The following is a 17,875-nucleotide window of genomic DNA, read 5'->3' on the forward strand; positions in this document are numbered from 1 at the left end:
TATAAGCAAGCTTAGGAGGGTGCGTTGGCGGCAGGTGCCTCATCGGCTCCTGCCGCTTTCCGCAGGTAAGCACCAGCCAGTCGCCGAAGCTCTTCTTCAGACGCATCCTCAATCCCGATCAGATGATTGTCCGCAGACCGGTGAGACGCAAGCAGCTCATTGAGTTTCAGGTGAAGCGCCACGCTGTCTTTGTTCTGGCCTTGCTGGATCAGGAACACCATGATGAACGTGACGATGGTCGTCCCGGTATTGATCACCAGTTGCCAGTTCTCCGAGTAGTGGAAAATCGGCCCGGTCACTGCCCAGATCACAACGCTGATAACCGCAAGGCCGAACGCCACGGGAGAGCCGGTCCAGCGGGTCACGGCGCTCGCGAAGATATCGAAGGCGCGGGTAACGGGGTGACGGGTCGCGTAAGCGGGACTCGATGTGTCAGGGACAGTGCCCAGCGCGTCCGTTGACGATTGCAATTGCGGGCCTGGGTGCGAAGTTTCCTTTCGCATCGCTTTCTCCTGTTGTCTGTGCTTCGTGTCCATCGAAGCATCAGCAAAAATCATTCCGGATAAGCGCTGCGTGAGGAGTGCCGTCTTGCGAGTTGGGTCGCATGACCTCAAGTCGGCGCAATCATGACGAGGCGCTTTCAGGCACCCTCAGGCTCCCCTCTGGCACCTTTAAGCGCCTTCAGGCAGCGCGGCCAGTTGAGAGACCGGCGAGACCACGATAACGCCTAACTGGATTGCAAAAGCGACGGTCGACATCAGCAGGCATGCGCCTACGCCGGTCTGCGTTGCAAGCGCCGCGCCGAGCAACGCACCAACAGGACGCGCTCCATAAGTTGCGGTGCTCATGATGGCTGACACCCTGCCGAGCATGGCGTGAGGCGTGATTGCCTGACGCAACGTGGTTGAACCAATCGTCCACAGCACCGGACCGGCACCGAGCAAAAAGAAACTCACGCAGACCATCCATACTTGCGGAAAAAACAAGGTTGCGCTTATCAATAGAGATGCGAGGAAGCCGCACATAGGGCCGATAACGAGTGTCCGTCCAAAGCAGATTCGCCTCGACACTTCGGGTCCTGCCAGCGCGCCGGCCACCATGCCCGCACCATAGGCCGCCAGGCTCACGCCAATCACCCATGACGACATATGCAGGCGGTGCGCCGCGTAAGCCACGTAGACTGCCTGCAACACGAAATAGCCCAGGTTAAAGAAAACTGCGGTCAGGAGAATGGGACGTAGCAGCGGGTCGCGGAATACGAACGCGGCGCCCTCGCGGACCTCGGCGAGAAAATGCCTGCCGGTTCTGGGCAGATGCGCCGAGACCGGCAGTGCGCGTAACAGCACAACGGCGAACGCCGACAGCATGGTCGCTAATGCATAAGCCCACCCCGCTCCCACGGAGCCCACGATCACTCCGCCTATCGCGGGACCGGCCGAATACGCCACGCTTCTGGCCAACTCGATGCGGCCATTCGCTGCCGGCAGTGCATCGCGCGGGACGAGAGAGGGAACGAGCGAAGGCGCTGCAACGCTGTAAGCGACCGTACCCGCTGCGCCGATAAAACCGCAGACAGCAAGCATCGGCAACGTGAGGAGATGGGCTCCGATCAGCAGGAGGATCGTAATCATTGCCAGCACGCGAACGGCTTCTGCGCTTGCCATCAGTCCACGTCGGGAATGACGGTCGGCATAGACGCCCATCGGTAATGAGAGGAGCAGAAAGGGTAATGTCTGGGCGGTTTGCAGCAAGCCGGTTTGCGCGGCGCTTGCGCCTAGCAGGAAAACTGCAACTAGCGGTGCGGCGGCAAGACTGATCTGCTCGGCGGACTGCGCCAGCAGATTCGACCAGGCTAATCGATGGAATGCGGACGGCAGGATAATGCGGAGAGCGCGCTTGTTAAGCTCGTTTTGCGAAGAAGGCATGAAGTGGGACTCCTTGGGAGGTGGCCCAATCATCATGGTGCGCAGGGACGCACGATACGCCCCGGATCTTGCGCTTACGTTCGGCAACGTTCAAATGCTAACGATTGCGTCGTGGACGGTCAGTGGTAGTCGTCTTCCAACTGGTGCCGTACTGTCGCGAGCCGTTTACTCAGGCGAGAAAGCATTTCCTCGGCCGACATGTAGTCGCCGCTGCGCTTAGCGTCGTCCCGTGACGCGAGTCCTCGAGCAACGAACTCACTATGCTGCTGGCGACGCAGGATCTTCTCGCGAATCGCTTGTTTGACAAAACCGGAGAGACTCACCTTCCTGCAAGACGCTTTCGGCTGCCTCGCGCAATTCTGGTTCGACTCGTACAGACGGGAAAGTGGCTGTTTTCATGATTCACGCTCCATGGGGTCATGTGTTTTGGAAATGAATGCAAGCAAATCCGATTAGAGGCAGCACTGGATCAGGCAGCTTCCGCATCCCGAGCATGCTGTCATTGCAAAAAGCGCCACGCAGGCTGACATCCCCGCGTGGCGCTTTTGAGTTTGCATCCGACCTACATCATCGGACGTTTGCCAGCGCTGCGATCTTACGAATGGTATCGGCGCAAGCAGTAGCCGCCTCAACGCCCTTCACGACGAAATGCTCGTGGAAGAACTTCGTGTGTTCTTCGCCAGAGTGAAAGTGATGCGGCGTCAGTACAGCGGACAAGACCGGCGTGCCCGTTTCCAGTTGCACTTGCATCAAGCCGTTGATGACAGCCTGCGCCACGAACTCGTGCCGATAGATACCGCCATCGACCACAAGACCCGCTGCAACAATAGCCGCGTAACCGCCGCGTTGAGCGAGCAGCTTCGCATGCAGGGGGATTTCGAAAGCCCCGGCGACTTCGTAGAGATCGATGTCATCGCGGCTGAATCCCTGGGCCTGGATGGCGCTAAGGAAGGACGCTTTGCATTGGTCGACAATGTCGCGATGCCAGCACGATTGAATGAACGCGATGCGTGCACGGGACTTGGCTGCCGAGCTAACGGCAGGATTACTTTCGAGGGTCGTTGCGAGCGTCATAAATTTAAGCCTGTTTGTGTGAACAGGGCGAAGGACGGCACGTCTCCTCTAACGCAAATGCTTTCGCGCGAGCGGACACATGCCATCCCGTTCTCTTTCATCCGGACTATGACCGTCGGCCCCGGAATCAAACCGGGTCTGCTGACCTTCGCGTTTCGCCACGCCTTCACGCAAAATGGACGGAAGATTCAAGGCAAAACACAAAGCGCTCGCGGGCTACGCGCAGAAGCTGTACGCGATTACCGCCGGTGGGGAGTTTCACCCCGCCCCGAGAACTCGTTCTTAGTGAACGGAACGTAAATTATCACGATTTTTAAAAATACGCCGTACTTAGCTAGCTATTCAACGACGGCAATGGGGTTTCTTCCGAACCATCATGCCCACGACGGGCACTCGCTAAGCCTTCCCGCGCCAGGGAACCAACCGCCGCTCCAGGGCGCGCATACCGAGATCGAAAGTCCACGCGATCAAGCCGATCAGCACGATCCCCATCACCACGACATCGGTTCTGAGAAAGCTCGACGCGTTCAACACCATCTGCCCAAGTCCAGCCGTTGCCGCCACCATTTCGGCCGCGACGAGCGTGGTCCAGCCAAATCCGATCGCAATCCGCAAGCCGGTCAGGATCTCGGGCAACGCGGCGGGCAGCACGACAAACCGCACAACCTGCGCGAAGCTCCCGCCAAGTGAATACGCAGCGTTCACCTGCTCGGCGGTTGCGCTTCGCGCACCGGCGCGTGCAGCCATCGCGATCGGAGCGAAGCAAGCGAGGTAGATCACGATCAGCTTCGCGGTTTCATCGATACCGAACCAGATCACGACCAGCGGCAAATACGCGAGCGGCGGCAGCGGCCGGTAAAACTCCAGGGGCGGATCGAGCAGGCCTCGCGCAATGCGGCTGACGCCCATCAGGATGCCGACAGGCACGGCCGTCACGCTCGCCAATGCGAACGCGCCGAACACGCGAATGGCGCTCCACAGCAAATGCTCGGACAGCGGCAAGCCGCCTTGAATACGGCCATTCCATGCGTCAATGAATGCGCTCCACACCGCTTGCGGTGAGGGCAGGAAAAGCGGCGCTACCCAATGAAATGACGTTGCCGCCCACCAGAGCGCGGCAATGGCTGCAACTGACAACACGCTCAATGCAGCTGTCGGACCTTCACCTGGAAGGCCACGACGCGGTTTGCGTTTTAGCTTAGGCCGCGACACGGCTGCAGCGGTTGGTAACGAGTCGATCGAACTCATCAGGTCACCTCCTGCAGCGTAGCGTGAGATCCGTCATGCAATCGTCGAACCAGCCGCTCGCGCCACTCGATAAATTCGGGCGACGACTTCACCGCGCGGGCATCGCGAGATTCAAGAAACTGCCGCGCGAACGGTAATGTGTGGCTTTCCGCGATGCGTCCAGGACCCGGCGTCATCAAGACCAGCCGCGTGGCAAGAAACAACGCTTCCTCCACGCTATGCGTGATGAAGAAAATGGTCTTGCGGGTGCGGCCCCAGACATCGAGCACGAGTTCCTGCATGGTCTCGCGAGTCAATGCATCGAGTGCGCCCATGGGTTCATCCATCAGTAACACTTGAGGATCGCTGGCAAGCGCGCGTGCGATTCCCACGCGTTGCTGCATCCCGCCCGAGAGCGCGTAGACGCGCGCGTTCGCGTGCTTTTCCAGGCCCACCAGCGCCAGCGTCTCGCGCGCAATCTCACGACGCCGCGTGCGCCCGACACCTTGAAAACGAAGCCCGAGCGCGACGTTGTCGATAACGTCGAGCCATGGCATCAATGCATATTTCTGAAAGACGACGCCACGTTCGGCACCGGGTCCGATGATCGGCTCGCCGTTCAGCCGCGCCTCGCCGGCAGTCGGATCGATGAAACCTGCGAGACAGTTCAGCAGCGTCGTCTTACCGCATCCGGAAGCACCGAGCGCGACCACGAACTCACCGCTGTCGATCTGCAGATCGACGCCCTCCAGAGCGGCTGATGTCGCGCCTTCATAGGTCACGCCGAGGCCGCGAATGTCCAGCGTGCTCATCGCGATGCTTGCTGCACGAAGCGCGGGTCAACGCCAACCGAATAGTCGGGCAGCAGGTTCTGGATCGTGCCTTGCGTCTTCAGGAAGGCTGCCGTTGCCGCCAGCGACTTCGCCGCGCCCGACTGAGCGCCACCGCCAAGCCAGGCCGGCGAAGCCTGCTCGGCGAGGGTCGGGAAGGCATACAGCGCGAGACTCGCAGGCACGTCGGCAGCCGTTGCTCCCGATTCCTGCGCTACACCTTCAACTTCCTTCGACCCGGCTGTCCAGGCGGATTTATTGTTCCGATACTGCGTGTCGGTCGCGGCAAGCACCTTGACGAGGTTAGTCACGAACGCTTCGTTATCCTGGGCAAATTTGCGGCTGACGGCGAAACCGTCGAAGGTCGCCTTGCCGGTTTCCTTCGCAACTTCACCCGACGTAATCAGCACCTTGCCGTTCTTCTTGACCTTCGCCAGCACCGGATCCCAGATATAAGTGGCGTCAATGTCGCCGCGTTCCCAGGCCGCAGCCACTTCAGGCGGCCGCAGGTTCAGGATCTTCACCGTCGACGGATCGACGCCGGCATTTTGCAGTGCGACAAGCGCATGGAAGTGCGAGGTGGAGACGAACGGCAGGCCAATCTTCTTGCCTTTGAGATCGCTTATCTTCGTCACGCCGGAGCCGTCGCGGGCAACGAGCGCTTCGGCGTCGTTGATGTTGTCGAGGATCCAGAACAAGGAGATGTCCACGCCTTGCGAGAGGCCGGCCGCGATCGGGCTGGACCCGGCTTCGCCCAGTTGAATCGACCCGGACGCGAGTGCGCGGATTACGTCGGCACCGCTGCCGAGCTTGCGATACGTCACCTTATAGCCCGTCGCTTTTTCCACTGCGCCGCTTACTTGAGCGTAGCGCCACGGTACGACCATGTCCTGGTAACCGATCACGACTTCGCGCGATTGAGCATGAGCGGCGCTGGCGGCTACGGCGAAAAGTGCAACCCCGGCGCACGCGCGGAGAGAGGAGAAAAAGCGTTTCATCGGAAGCCCCGGTTCAAGAGTGTCTTGTGGAAGGGTTTCGACTATAAGCAATCGGCGCTCAAGCGGTTAGAAGCATTCGTGCGTTGCAAATGACGTTGTTCAAGCGTTGCTTTTCATGTTGCGTTGGAAGGTTTTACTCAGTGCTTCATACAGTCCTCAGGCGTTTTTCAAACGTGCGCGTGAGCCGCGAAATGGGATAGCAGTAGGCGAAGAAAATCACGAGTGTCGCGACGTAGGTCAGCACCGTAAAGCTGCTGCGCGCGACCGTGCTGCTGGCGATCTGCGCGGTGTCCAGCAAGTCGTGAATGCCGACCAGCGATGACAACGCGGTCCCCATGGTGATGATGGCGTACACGTTCATCCAAGGCGGCAACATGCGGCGTATGCATTGCGGCACGACTATCTTCAGCAGGATCTGCGAACGGGAAAACGCAAGCGAAGCCGCCGCTTCCCATTGCGCTGAAGGGATGGAGGACACCGCGCCGCGAAATACTTCCGCTATGTTCGCGCTTGCCGGGAGAGCGAGCCCGAGCATGACCTTGAGCCAGTCGGGAAACGGCACGATGGCGCCGAACACATGGATCTCGAAGGGAAACACATAGGTGGTGAAGTAGATCAGCACGAGCCACGGCGCGTTGCGAAACGCGACAATCCACACTCTCGCCAGCTTCCCGACGAACGATTTCGACATTGCGAGCGCACCCGCGAGCAGGCCGATCAACGTTCCTATGAAGATTGCGCCGATACTGATCAGCACGTTCATCGCAAAGCCGTGCGCCAGCGCCGGCGCCCATTCGACGAGGCGTGCCAGCGTCTCGCCGCGCGAGCCGGTATCGGGCGCGAGCGACCACAATACGGCGCCCGTCGCCAGCACGCCGAGTACGGCATAGAGACCGGGCGGCAAGCGGTTGAGGTTGAGCGCGAGCTTGCCCACGGTGGAAGCCGAATCAGTAGCCATAACCGGGAATCCTGTAACGGCGCTCGAGCCAGCGGCCGGCGAGCGTGACGAGCCAGGTGAGCACGCCGAAGAACGCGAGAATCAGCAGCATCAACGCGAGCACGTTGTCGCGCTGGGTCCAGATCATGATGGACTGGTAGGTGACGTCGCCCACCGCAATCGCCGATGCCACCGCCGACGCTTTCACCAGTTCCACCATGTTGTTAGCGAGTGCCGGCAGCGCCGCGCGCAACGCGAGCGGCAGCTCGATGCGCCAGAAACGGGTGGCGCGGCTAAAGCCGAGCGAAGCCGCGCCTTCCAGTGTTTGAGAAGGCAGTGCGTCAAATCCGGCACGCAGTGCTTCGGCGTGAAACGCCGCCTTGTGCAGAGACAACACCAGAACGACCCAGAAGAACGGCTTGAACGGGTTATCGATACCGCGCGCATGCAGCCACTGCGTAATCAGCATGTTGAGCACGAGAAACGCGCAGTAGAGCTGCACCAGCGTGGGCGTATTGCGGGTGACTTCAATGAAACAGCGCGCCAGCCCGGCGATCAGCCGGTTGCGCCCGCGCAGTGCGAGCAGCAGCACGAGCCCGGCAATGGCACTGGCGGTCATGGTCGAAACGATGATCTCGATGCTGACACCCAGCCCCTGCACGAACGGCACGCGCTCGTAGTCGTCGAGCAGGAAGCGGTAGTCGAGCCCGATGCGCGCTGTCGCCGTAATGAAGCCGTGCAGCAGCGTCTCCATGCTAGTTCTCCGCGGGCAATTGGCGGTGCCACTCGGCCAGCGCGGGCGACGGCGGGTTGAGGCCGTTCTTCGCCTCGGTCGCAATAAACCAGCCGTTACGATGCAGATCGCGCACGAATGTATCGAGTTTGGCGGCGGTGTCGTGTTCGCCCTGACGGACCCAGATCACCGACGGCGCGGGTTCTATCTCAGGTTGCAGCACGCGGTAGTCATGCCACTCAGGGTCACTCTGCAATAGCGGATAAAGCAGTGGCGCAGCGTCATGAACGGCTGCGACACAACTGCCGCCACGCAACGCAAGCAGCGACTGGGAAGCGCCTGGAAAGGCTCGCGGGATCGCGCCGTAGCGTTCGACTACCGGGCGGATATAACTGCTGCCCTGCGAGATGCAAACCGGCTTGCCGCGCAGGTCTTCCCAGCGCGTAATACCGCTTGTTTTAAGGGTGATTGCCGTTCCGCCGACGCGGTAATAGGGCGTGGCCACGTGATCCAGAATCTCGCCGCGCTGGGCGTTGTACTCCATGTTCGCGATCAGGATGTCGACCTTGCCCTGCTGGAGAAACTGAACCCGCGTGGAAGGCAACACCGACACCAGTTGCACCTTCGCGCCCAGGCGTTTGCCGAGTTCGTTCGCGAGGTCCACGTTAAAACCCCGGGGTTGTTGCGTCGCGGGATCGAGTGAACCGAACGGACTGCCGCCGATCAGCACACCGACCGCAAGTTCGTGACGGGAGTTGATTTTGTCGAGGGTGGCATCCGCGTGTGCGGCAAAGGATGCTGCCGTGGCCGATGCGAGCAGGAGAGGCGTAAGCAAGCGGCGCAGGTTCGTCAGGGTCATGGCGTTGCATAGGATCGGGAGAGCCAGACAGAATAGTTAAGCGCCTGCGGGTCTCCAAGGAAGCGAATCTGCTAAGCAAATTACCGGGGCAGCGGATAAGGGTCTTAAGAGCTACGCGGAGAGTGGAGCGCATCCTTAGCAAGGAGGCTGCTATCGATTCGACGAATGCTTGGTTATCGAAAAAGGGCGCGGTTCTTAAAATCTTCGTTCCAGCATGCTTTTGTGCGCTCGAGAATTAAGAAGGAACCCCGCGATGACACAGTTGATTCGTTCGAGACGTAGGGTCAGCGCTCCTGCAGCAACGCCCGTGGAGGCCGCATGAGTCTGCTAGCACTCGCGCTCGATCCGCTTCAGGACTCTCAACCCCTCGCCTATGCGCCAGCGCGACCGGGCGCTGCGGGAAGCGCCGATCCCGTGCTCGTTTCGTTGCGCGACGTCCACCTCTCTTATGGGACGGTGCCAGTGCTCAAGGGTATCGATCTGCGCGTGCGGCGCGGCGAAGCCGTCTCTATCATCGGACCATCCGGCTCCGGTAAGTCCACGCTTCTACGTGTGATCAACGGCCTTATCGCGCCGCAGCAGGGCGAAGTGCATGTCGATGGAATCGATGTCCGCGCGCAGCATACCGATGCGCAGAAGATTGCGCTGCGCAAGCGCATTGGCTTCGTGTTCCAGCAATACAACCTGTTTCCGCACTTGAACGTGCTTGCCAACCTCACCATTGCGCCCATGAGTGTGCTTGGGCGAAGCCGCGCGGAAGCCGAGCACGACGCGCACGCTCTGCTTGCGAAGGTCAGGTTAGCTGACAAGGCCCATGCGTATCCGGGCGAGCTATCTGGCGGGCAGCAGCAGCGTGTTGCTATTGCACGGACATTGGCCATGCGTCCCGACCTGATTCTCTTCGATGAAGTGACCTCTGCACTCGATCCTGAGACGGTGGGTGAAGTGCTGACGGTGATTGGCGAACTCGTGGACGATGGCCAGACCTGCGTGCTCGTCACGCATGAAATGCGCTTTGCCGAAGATGTCAGCGACGAAGTGTTTTTCACGGAGGGCGGCGTGATTGTCGAGCACGGCGCTCCGTCGCAGATTTTCAGCGCGCCGGAGAATGAACGCACGCGCCTGTTCCTGCAACGGGCGCGCGGCGACGACCGGCGCGCGCTGCGCAAACGCTCGCGAAACAGTGCGGCGCTCGCTTTGGCTACTCCCTGAACGCGCAAGACTTATCCCGAACTCATTCCTAAATGACCGCAACCACCACTCCCGATCAAACTGGCGAACGCCAGGCCGCTGTTTCCGTTTTGCTGGGCCACGTACGTCATATCATGGCCCAGCAGGGAGTGACCCGCGGCGCGCTCGATGACATCAGCGCGCACTTGCAGGCATTCGCTGCGAACCACGCCGAGTTGTTTACTACGGCAGACTTTCCGCCGCCGCAAGCGGGCAGCGGCGACACGTCGACGCGATATCGGTTGAATCCCGGCGAGGACGGTTTCGCGCTTTATCTGAACTCGCTGCTGCCGGGCAAGACCACGATTCCGCATAACCACGACACTTGGGCTGTCATCGCGGCGCTTGAGGGCGAAGAGTTGAATCGCGTGTATCAGCGCACGGACGATGGCACGGACTCCGAACGTGCCACGCTCGATATCGAGCGTGAAGTCGTGGTGCGTCCAGGTACGCCGATCGCGTTCCTGCCCGAAGACATTCATAGCATCCACGTAACGGGCGCCGCACCCACGCTGCATTTTCATCTCTATGGGCGGCCGCTGGAGACGCTATCTGGCCGGCTGGGTTATGAACTCGAAACCGGGCGTGTAGTGCGCTATAACACGACCCACATGCACCGTGGCACGCAGGCGGTTGGCTGATGAGTCCGCCGCTGCTGCGTAAAGCTACTCGCTTGATGCGTGCCGGTGCGCCGACGTTCACGGATGGCGCTGCGCCAGTCAATGTGCCCGTTGAACGCACAAGCACGGTGCGTTTCGAGAACACGTCGAGCCACGCGACGCTGCATAAAAGGCGTGACGCGGGTGAGGCGGTCAGCACGTACGGCCGGCATGGCACACAGACGCATCGGGCGCTGGAAGCGGCTATCGGGGAACTGGAAGAGGCGCGTGACGTGCTGCTTGCGCCCTCTGGTTTGTCGGCAATTTCACTGGTGTTCATTGGCCTGTTGTCACCGGGCGATCACGTGCTGGTTCACGACGGTGTATACGGGCCCGTTCGAGAACGGATAGAACCGCTGTTGACGCGACTGGGCGTTGAGTTCACCTATTTCAGCGCAACCGAGGGTTTGCCGCATAAGCTGCTTCGCGCCAATACGCGACTCATCTATGCGGAGTCGCCGAGTTCGTTTCTCTACGAGATCATCGACCTGCCGGCGCTTGCGGATTTCGCGCACGAGGAAGGAGTCTTGCTCGCCGCCGACAACACGTGGGGCGCGGGCTTGCTCTATCAACCGCTGGCGCTGGGCGCGGATATCTCCATTCAGGCTGTGACCAAGTATCTGGGCGGACACTCTGACTTGATGCAGGGCGCTGTATCGACCGCCGATGCAGCCATCGGGCATCGCTTGAGAGAAACTCACGACGCACTGGGCTTAAGCGTCAGCGCCGACGACGCTTACCTCGCATTGCGCGGCATCCGTACGTTGCCCGTACGCCTTGCGCAACACGCGCGCGGCGCGTTTGCCGTTGCGTCGTATCTGCAACGCGTGAAGCAAGTCACACGGGTCTTCCATCCAGCGTTGGCGAATGATCCTGGACATGCATTGTGGTCGCGAGATTTCCACGGCGCAAACGGGCTGGTCTCGTTCGCTGTACGCGACGCCGATACCAGCCAGGCTGCTGCGTTTATCGACGCGTTGAAGCTGTTCAGTATTGGCGCCTCATGGGGCGGTTATGAAAGCCTCGCCCTGATTGCACCGCCGCGGCGTTTGCGTTCCCAGAGTTATTGGCAGGGACCGGAAGCCGTGATCCGGTTGCACATTGGGCTGGAGGATGCGGACGATCTCATCCTTGACCTTGCTCAAGCGTTTCGCAGCGTGCTGTCCTAAAGGCAGTTCCTTACTCATTTTGACCCTTCCCCGATGACCTTAATCCAAAACGACGCTGCTTTCATCGATGCATCGAGTGTCCGCGCATGGCTCAACGATGAAGCCGAAATCGCCTTGCTCGATGTCCGCGAAGCCGGGCAATTCGGTGAAGGACATCCGTTCTTCGCCGTCCCGTTGCCGTATAGCCGGCTCGAAATAGACGCGCCGCGACTGGTGCCAAGGCCCGACACGCGAATCGTCTTGCTTGACGACGGCGAAGGTATCGCGGTGCACGCTGCACGTCGTTTGAGGGCGCTTGGTTACACGAATATCTCTATCCTGCGCGACGGTACCCCCGGCTGGCTGGCAGCGGGTTATACGCTGTTTAAAGGGGTTAACCTGCCATCGAAGACCTTTGGCGAACTCGTTGAACACGCGCACGGGACGCCGCATTTGTCGCCGGAAGAACTCGCGGCTTTGATCAAAGAAGGGCAGGCCCATGCGTTGTTCGACGGACGCACGCTCGATGAACATCGGAAGATGACAATCCCCGGCGCTGTTCCTGTGCCGAACGGCGAGCTGGCGTATCGGATCGGAACGCTTGTTGCAGACCCAACGACGCCGATTGTGATCCATTGCGCCGGGCGTACTCGCAGCATTATCGGCGCGCAGACCTTGCGTAACCTGGGCGTGCTGAATCCGGTGATCGCATTGGAGAATGGCACGCAAGGCTGGGCGCTTGCGGGGCTCAAGCTCGAACATGGCAGTGAGCGCCGCTACCCTGATGTTTTGAACGAAGCCGCGGTCGCTGACGCGCAAGCGCGCGCGCTCAAGCTTGCCGCGCGCTTCCACGTTGCAACGTTCGATGCTTCCGCCGCACAAGAATGGCTGGCTGATTCGCACCGGGCGACTTTTCTCATCGATGTCCGTACGCCTGAAGAATTCGCACGCGATGGTCTGCCAAACGCCATTCACGCGCCCGGAGGGCAATTGGTGCAGGCGACCGACCAGACCATCGGTGTGCGGCGTGCCCGCGTTTTGCTGGTTGATTACGACGGCGTGCGTGCTCCCGTCATCGCTACATGGCTCGTGCAATTGGGCTTTGAGGCCGCGTTAATCGATGCCCGCAATGCCACTTCGCTGCACGTTGATAAGCAGATTGCGTCGCCACAATCGTCCTTGCCGCTGCTCGACGCAGCCGCGTTGCGCGAAGCCGAAACGGGGCATGTATTGCTGCTCGATCTGCGGTCGAGTGCCGCCTACAAGCGCGAACATGCTGCTGGCGCACACTGGTCGATTCGCCCGCTTCTTGCGAAAACACTCGCCGCGCTTAAGGCCGAACCGGGCGACACGCTGCTGCTTTTCGCAGACGAACCTGCAGTAGCGGGCATTGCTGCAACGGACCTGCGCGAGTTGGGATTCACGTCGCTTTATCTTGCCGCCAGTGGAGTCGATACGTGGAGAGAAGCGGGCTTAGCGCTTGCATCGACACCGGATGTTCCCGCCGATGCAGAGCGCATCGACTATCTCTTCTTTGTCCACGATCGCCACGATGGCAACCTCCAGGCCGCTCGCGACTATCTCGATTGGGAGACCGGTCTGATCGCACAGTGCGCGCCTGACGAACTCGCTGTATTTCGTATCGATGCACCCGCAACAGAAAGTCCCGGCCAATGAAATTTCGCTTCACCACTTTCTTAAGCGTTTCGCTGACCGCGCTTGCCCTCTCGCAAACCGTTCACGCCGATGCCACCCTCGACCGGATCAAGGCACGCGGGACGCTTACCGTCGGAGTCGTGCTCGACGGCACCTACGGTTCGCTCGATCCGCAGACTCGCGAGCCCGTCGGTTACAACGTCGAATTTGCGCAAGATCTCGCCCGGCGGCTTGGCGTGAAATTTGAAGCGGTGGAAGTCACCCCTCCGAACCGCGTGCAATTTCTGCAGCAGGGCAAGGTCGATGCGCTGATCGCCAGCATGCAGTATACGAAAGAGCGCGACGAGATACTGAGTCATGTGCCCACGCCGTTCGAGGAGATCGGCGGCTCCGCGATGGTGCACAAGGGCGCGGGTATCCACAGTTGGAACGATCTGCGCGGCAAGCCTGTTTGCGTATCGCAAGGCAGCAACTACACGCGTCCGCTGATTGAACAATACGGGGCACAGGTCAAGGGTTTCAAGGGCATGCCCGAAGCGCTACTGGCGCTGCGCGGCGGGACGTGCGTGGCATCGGTTCATGTGACGCCCGGTATCCAGGCGCGGCTCGCGAGTACCTCGGGCGAGTGGCAGGACTATGAATCGCCGATACCTGGCCAGCTGATTCCGTCGCCGTCGGTGATCTGGGTGCGCAAGGGCGAGACCGACACGGTCGCTGCGTTCGACAAGATCGTGAAGGAGTGGCACCGGAGCGGTTTTCTCATCGATGAAGGGAATAAGTGGCACATGCCTCCCTCACAGCAATTGCTCGCGTGGCATCGGGAGTATTCGTTGAAATAAGGCGCAGAGCTGGCCATAGCTATTGCGTTCCGCAAAAAGCGTCTAAGCAAAGTTGAATTGCTTGGTTGCCAGTGCGCGCGTCCCTTTTCAATATCTTGAACATCCCTCCATTTCCTGATTGAACCCGCTCGATGACAACCACGCCCAATCCCGATGCAAACGCGCTCGACGCACTGCGACTGCTAGGTCCCGACCCGGATAACTGGGTGCCGGACCGGGCAGGCATTGACCATAACGTCGTGATCGTCGGCGGCGGACAGACGGGCGCCGCATTCGCATTCGCGCTTCGGCGCGCGGGTATTGGCAAGGTGTCAGTGATCGATGCGGCAGCCGACGACGCAGGCGCGGGTGTCTGGACGAATCGGGCGCGCATGAACAAATTGCGTACACCGAAGGCGCTGATCGGACCTGAACTCAGCGTCGCGGGGTTGAGCTTCCAGGCGTGGTTTGAAGCGCGTTGGGGCGCGGCGGCTTATGCGGATATCGACCGGATTCCCCGCGCGCGCTGGGCTGAATATCTTGGGTGGTATCGGCATTTCCTGAAGATCCCGATTCGCTATGGCACCCGGCTCGCACGCATAGAACCGGTGGACTCGCACTTCCGGTTGCGCTTGCTGAACGCGGCGGGGGAGGAGCATGTGGAGACCGCACGCAAGGTCATCTTGTGCAACGGCGTAGCGGGTAACGGCGCTGCGCAAATACCGCCCGTGTTGTACGAAAACCTGCCGCGCTCGCTCTATGCACATACGTCCGAGGCTATCGATTTCAACGCGCTCAACGGGAAAGTGGTCGCGGTGATTGGCGGTGCAGCATCTGCCTTCGACGCGGCCGCCACGGCGCTGGAAACGGGCGCCGCGCAAGTGCATCTGTTTGTGCGCCGCGCTGCGATTCCCGCCGTACCTGTTACCCGGACTCGGGCATATCCGGGCGCGTACGACAACTATCCCGCGTTACCGGACGCATTGCGTTGGCGTCAGGCATTACGCTTTCGGCAGGCGGGCTCAACGCCGCCGGTCGATGCCGTGGAGCGCGTGACGAAGCATCCGAACTTCCATCTGCATCTTGGCGCGGCCTGGACGCATGCGAGCGCGGAGGGTGGGCGGATTGCAGCCCGAGTGGGAAACGAACAATTCCACGTCGACTTTGCCATCGCGGGGACGGGCTACCTTATCGATCCGGCCGTGCGTCCCGAGCTTTCAGCGATATCGAAGGATATTTTGCTGTGGCGCGACCGGTATGTCCCCGCAGATAACGAGCGCGATGACTATCTCGGCGCCCATCCCTATCTTGGTGCGGCGCTTGAGTATCTGGAAAAAATTCCTGGAACGGCGCTGCATCTTGCGAACCTTCACGTCTATAACCCCGCGGGCCTGGTTAGCTTCGGCGTGCCTGTAGGCGACGTGCCGAGCATGAAACGCGATATCCCGGCGGTGGTGAGCCGGATCAGCCGCGATCTGTTTCTCGCCGATCTTGATCGTCATGAAGCGCGTCTGAATGGCGACATCCCTCCGGATTTTAGCGAGACGCTCTATGCGCATAGCGTGTGGCAAGGCGAGAAGGCTGACATCGTCTGAACAAATCGTGCAATCGATTAAGCGTGTGGCTTCATAAACATATCGCAAACGAATAATTGTTAAGAGGCCGAAGCGTCGTTAGTCTTGACGTTTGTAGCTTTCCAGCGCGCCGTGGCAAAACCACGCTCCAGAGCCAGCGCGCCGGGCTTATATCAACGTCACGAGGGCCTTCCCCATCATGTCCGGCACTCCTCATTTAGATCCGGCGTCGGGACATCCCGGCGTCGGGTTCCAGCAGCATGCGCCAAGCATCCGGACGCAATCAGCCCGCGTCAGCGCGGTGTCTTTGAACCCGGTGGGCACGAGTTTGCTGCCGGCGTGGCTGGCAGCGTTCGCATGGCTTGCCAGTGCAGGCCTGACACGCTGGTGGCCCGATGCGGATGAGTGGCCGTACACCGGCCATCTGCTCGTGCTCAAACTCGTGCTCGCGTTGACAGCGTTGTTGATCGGCGTGGCTGCGCGCAGAAGCCTGTTGGCGCGCCAACCCGATACGGCGCAACCCCGCGCTGAACGCTGGCTCAAGGCTATGCCCTGGCTAGTCGCGCTCGCGGTGGGCGTGGCCGCCTGGGAAGTACTTACTGCGAAACTCGAATGGCTGCCCCGGCCGTTTTTTGCACCCCCTCAAGCACTGATCGCAGTTTATTTCGATGATTTCCCGCGCCTTGGTTCAAGCGTTGCTCATTCGTTCGGATTGCTTGCTTATGGTTATGTGATCGGCGCGGTGGCGGGATTTGTGACGGGCGTTGGCATCGGCTGGTCGCGGGCGGTGGGGTACTGGCTGCATCCGGTATTGCGGCTGATCGGTCCGTTACCAGCTACCGCATGGTTGCCGCTGGCGTTCTTTTTCTTTCCATCGAGCTTCAGCGCAAGCGTGTTCCTGATCGCGCTTGCGACCGGCTTTCCCGTGGCTGTGCTGACGTGGTCGGGTGTCGCCGGAGTCAACAGCGCGTTCTACGATATTGCCCGCACGCTGGGCGCACGGCCCGGTTTCCTGATCCTGAAGGTTGCCATACCAGCCGCGTTGCCGTCGGTGTTCGTCGGACTTTTCATGGGACTGGGCGCGTCGTTTTCCGTGCTGATCGTGGCCGAGATGATGGGTGTCAAAGCAGGGCTCGGCTGGTATTTGCAATGGGCGCAGGGATGGGCCGCTTATTCGAACATGTACGCGGCGTTGCTGGTGATGGCGTTGATGTGTTCCGGGCTCATCACGTTGCTGTTCCGCTTTAGAGACCGGTTACTTGCCTGGCAGAAGGGGTTGTTGAAATGGTAAGCACGCAAGGCGTGGCGCAAGAGACTGTGCAAGCGGCGCAATCAGCGCAACCGGCATTCAGGGCAGCCGCAGCCGGCGCGCGTATCGACGTCACTGAAGTCAGTCATCGATTCTCGCTGCACGGCGCAGCGTTGCCCGTTCTCGACGATGTCAGCTTCTCTGTCGCCCCGGGTGAATTCGTCGCGTTGCTCGGGCCGAGCGGCTGCGGCAAGTCGACCTTGCTCAGGCTCGTGGCCGGACTTGATGCGCCGGCTGTCGGTACCGTGTCGTCCAACGGCGTGGCTATACGTGGACCGGACCCGTCGCGGGTCGTGGTGTTTCAGGACCCGACGTTGTATCCGTGGCGTACGGTACGCGGCAATGTTGGCTTGGGCCCCGAGGCGCAACGAAGGCGCAAGCGGTTTCCGTGGAGCACGGCGCGCTCCTCGATTGAGCCTCTTCCCGAAGGTGCGCGTTCGGCGGAACAGCGCATAGACGCAGCGTTGCAACTGGTCGGCCTGACCGACTTTGCGGCGGCGTATCCGCATCAGTTGTCGGGTGGCATGGCGCAGCGTGTTGCACTGGCGCGGGCGCTGGTCAACGATCCCGAGTTGCTGGTGCTCGATGAGCCATTCGGCAAGCTGGACTCTCTCACGCGGCTGCGCATGCAGGGCGAACTGGTGAAGTTGTGGTTGGACGCGCGCTTCTCTGTCCTGCTCGTGACACACGATGTGGAAGAGGCGTTGTTCTTGGCGAACCGGGTGATTGTTTTCAGCGAGCGTCCGGCACGCGTGACTGCGGAAGTGCGTAATGACGCGCCCTATCCGCGTCATCGCGATGATCCCAAGCTAGTCGAACTCAGGCGCGAAGTGCTGGCATTACTTGGTCTGGTTGCTTGAGTCGGTAAGCAAGTTTCCCGATCAGAATTACACAAACA

Annotated in this window: 18 protein-coding genes and 1 riboswitch; of the genes, 8 read left to right on the forward strand and 10 right to left on the reverse strand. The window is 60.5% G+C overall.

The features are described from left to right. Positions 1-11: 11 nt before the first annotated feature. The 10 genes from ACMX25_RS11380 to ACMX25_RS11425 form a co-directional block, all read right to left on the reverse strand. Complete coding sequence (locus ACMX25_RS11380) at positions 12-503, reverse strand: low affinity iron permease family protein (protein ID WP_414949923.1); 492 nt, start codon at positions 501-503, stop codon at positions 12-14. A gap of 168 nt (positions 504-671) precedes the next feature. Beyond that, a complete protein-coding gene (locus tag ACMX25_RS11385) occupies positions 672-1,925 on the reverse strand; it encodes an MFS transporter (RefSeq protein WP_414949924.1) in 1,254 nt (417 codons plus the stop codon). Positions 1,926-2,183: 258 nt separating this feature from the next. Beyond that, entirely contained in the window at positions 2,184-2,324 is a 141-nt protein-coding gene (locus tag ACMX25_RS11390) for a YlcI/YnfO family protein (protein ID WP_414949925.1), read from the reverse strand. Between the two features lie 168 nt (positions 2,325-2,492). Beyond that, positions 2,493-2,999 carry a 6,7-dimethyl-8-ribityllumazine synthase gene (locus tag ACMX25_RS11395; protein WP_414949926.1) on the reverse strand — a complete coding sequence of 169 codons (507 nt, stop codon included), beginning with the start codon at positions 2,997-2,999 and terminating at the stop codon, positions 2,493-2,495. 85 nt (positions 3,000-3,084) lie between these two features. Further along, positions 3,085-3,279, reverse strand: a riboswitch (FMN riboswitch). 116 nt (positions 3,280-3,395) lie between these two features. After that, positions 3,396-4,247 carry an ABC transporter permease subunit gene (locus ACMX25_RS11400; protein WP_414949927.1) on the reverse strand — a complete coding sequence of 284 codons (852 nt, stop codon included), beginning with the start codon at positions 4,245-4,247 and terminating at the stop codon, positions 3,396-3,398. Beyond that, positions 4,247-5,038 (reverse strand): taurine ABC transporter ATP-binding protein, encoded by a 792-nt coding sequence (locus ACMX25_RS11405; RefSeq protein ID WP_414949928.1) that lies wholly within the window; start codon positions 5,036-5,038, stop codon positions 4,247-4,249. The genes ACMX25_RS11400 and ACMX25_RS11405 overlap by 1 nt, the downstream gene beginning before the upstream one ends. After that, positions 5,035-6,054 carry a taurine ABC transporter substrate-binding protein gene (tauA, locus tag ACMX25_RS11410; RefSeq protein ID WP_414949929.1) on the reverse strand — a complete coding sequence of 340 codons (1,020 nt, stop codon included), beginning with the start codon at positions 6,052-6,054 and terminating at the stop codon, positions 5,035-5,037. The genes ACMX25_RS11405 and tauA overlap by 4 nt, the downstream gene beginning before the upstream one ends. A gap of 145 nt (positions 6,055-6,199) precedes the next feature. Next, positions 6,200-7,012 carry an amino acid ABC transporter permease gene (locus tag ACMX25_RS11415; RefSeq protein WP_414949930.1) on the reverse strand — a complete coding sequence of 271 codons (813 nt, stop codon included), beginning with the start codon at positions 7,010-7,012 and terminating at the stop codon, positions 6,200-6,202. Further along, positions 7,002-7,745: an ABC transporter permease subunit gene (locus tag ACMX25_RS11420; protein WP_414949931.1), complete on the reverse strand. Its 744-nt coding sequence runs from the start codon at positions 7,743-7,745 to the stop codon at positions 7,002-7,004. Before ACMX25_RS11420 ends, ACMX25_RS11415 begins: the two co-directional genes overlap by 11 nt. A gap of 1 nt (position 7,746) precedes the next feature. Further along, complete coding sequence (locus tag ACMX25_RS11425; RefSeq protein ID WP_414949932.1) at positions 7,747-8,583, reverse strand: transporter substrate-binding domain-containing protein; 837 nt, start codon at positions 8,581-8,583, stop codon at positions 7,747-7,749. Between the two features lie 318 nt (positions 8,584-8,901). Between ACMX25_RS11425 and ACMX25_RS11430 the strand changes: the two genes are divergently transcribed. The 8 genes from ACMX25_RS11430 (at position 8,902) to ACMX25_RS11465 (ending at position 17,837) form a co-directional block, all read left to right on the forward strand. Further along, a complete protein-coding gene (locus ACMX25_RS11430; RefSeq protein ID WP_414949934.1) occupies positions 8,902-9,795 on the forward strand; it encodes an amino acid ABC transporter ATP-binding protein in 894 nt (297 codons plus the stop codon). A 32-nt stretch (positions 9,796-9,827) separates the two neighbouring features. Next, on the forward strand, positions 9,828-10,454 hold the full coding sequence (locus ACMX25_RS11435; protein ID WP_414949935.1) for a cysteine dioxygenase family protein: 627 nt from the start codon (positions 9,828-9,830) through the stop codon (positions 10,452-10,454). Further along, positions 10,454-11,641 (forward strand): cystathionine beta-lyase, encoded by a 1,188-nt coding sequence (metC, locus tag ACMX25_RS11440; RefSeq protein ID WP_414949936.1) that lies wholly within the window; start codon positions 10,454-10,456, stop codon positions 11,639-11,641. The genes ACMX25_RS11435 and metC overlap by 1 nt, the downstream gene beginning before the upstream one ends. A 33-nt stretch (positions 11,642-11,674) precedes the next feature. Then, positions 11,675-13,297, forward strand: a complete 1,623-nt coding sequence (locus tag ACMX25_RS11445) for a rhodanese-like domain-containing protein (protein ID WP_414949937.1) — start codon at positions 11,675-11,677, stop codon at positions 13,295-13,297. Next, complete coding sequence (locus tag ACMX25_RS11450; protein WP_414949938.1) at positions 13,294-14,115, forward strand: transporter substrate-binding domain-containing protein; 822 nt, start codon at positions 13,294-13,296, stop codon at positions 14,113-14,115. The genes ACMX25_RS11445 and ACMX25_RS11450 overlap by 4 nt, the downstream gene beginning before the upstream one ends. A gap of 131 nt (positions 14,116-14,246) precedes the next feature. Further along, positions 14,247-15,689 carry an NAD(P)-binding domain-containing protein gene (locus tag ACMX25_RS11455; RefSeq protein WP_414949939.1) on the forward strand — a complete coding sequence of 481 codons (1,443 nt, stop codon included), beginning with the start codon at positions 14,247-14,249 and terminating at the stop codon, positions 15,687-15,689. A gap of 178 nt (positions 15,690-15,867) precedes the next feature. Next, positions 15,868-16,959 (forward strand): ABC transporter permease, encoded by a 1,092-nt coding sequence (locus ACMX25_RS11460; protein WP_414949940.1) that lies wholly within the window; start codon positions 15,868-15,870, stop codon positions 16,957-16,959. Then, positions 16,953-17,837, forward strand: a complete 885-nt coding sequence (locus tag ACMX25_RS11465) for an ABC transporter ATP-binding protein (protein ID WP_414949942.1) — start codon at positions 16,953-16,955, stop codon at positions 17,835-17,837. Before ACMX25_RS11460 ends, ACMX25_RS11465 begins: the two co-directional genes overlap by 7 nt. The last annotated feature ends 38 nt before the right edge of the window (positions 17,838-17,875 follow it).

The sequence above is a fragment of the Caballeronia eucalypticola genome, from assembly GCF_047608185.1.
Taxonomy (GTDB): domain Bacteria; phylum Pseudomonadota; class Gammaproteobacteria; order Burkholderiales; family Burkholderiaceae; genus Caballeronia.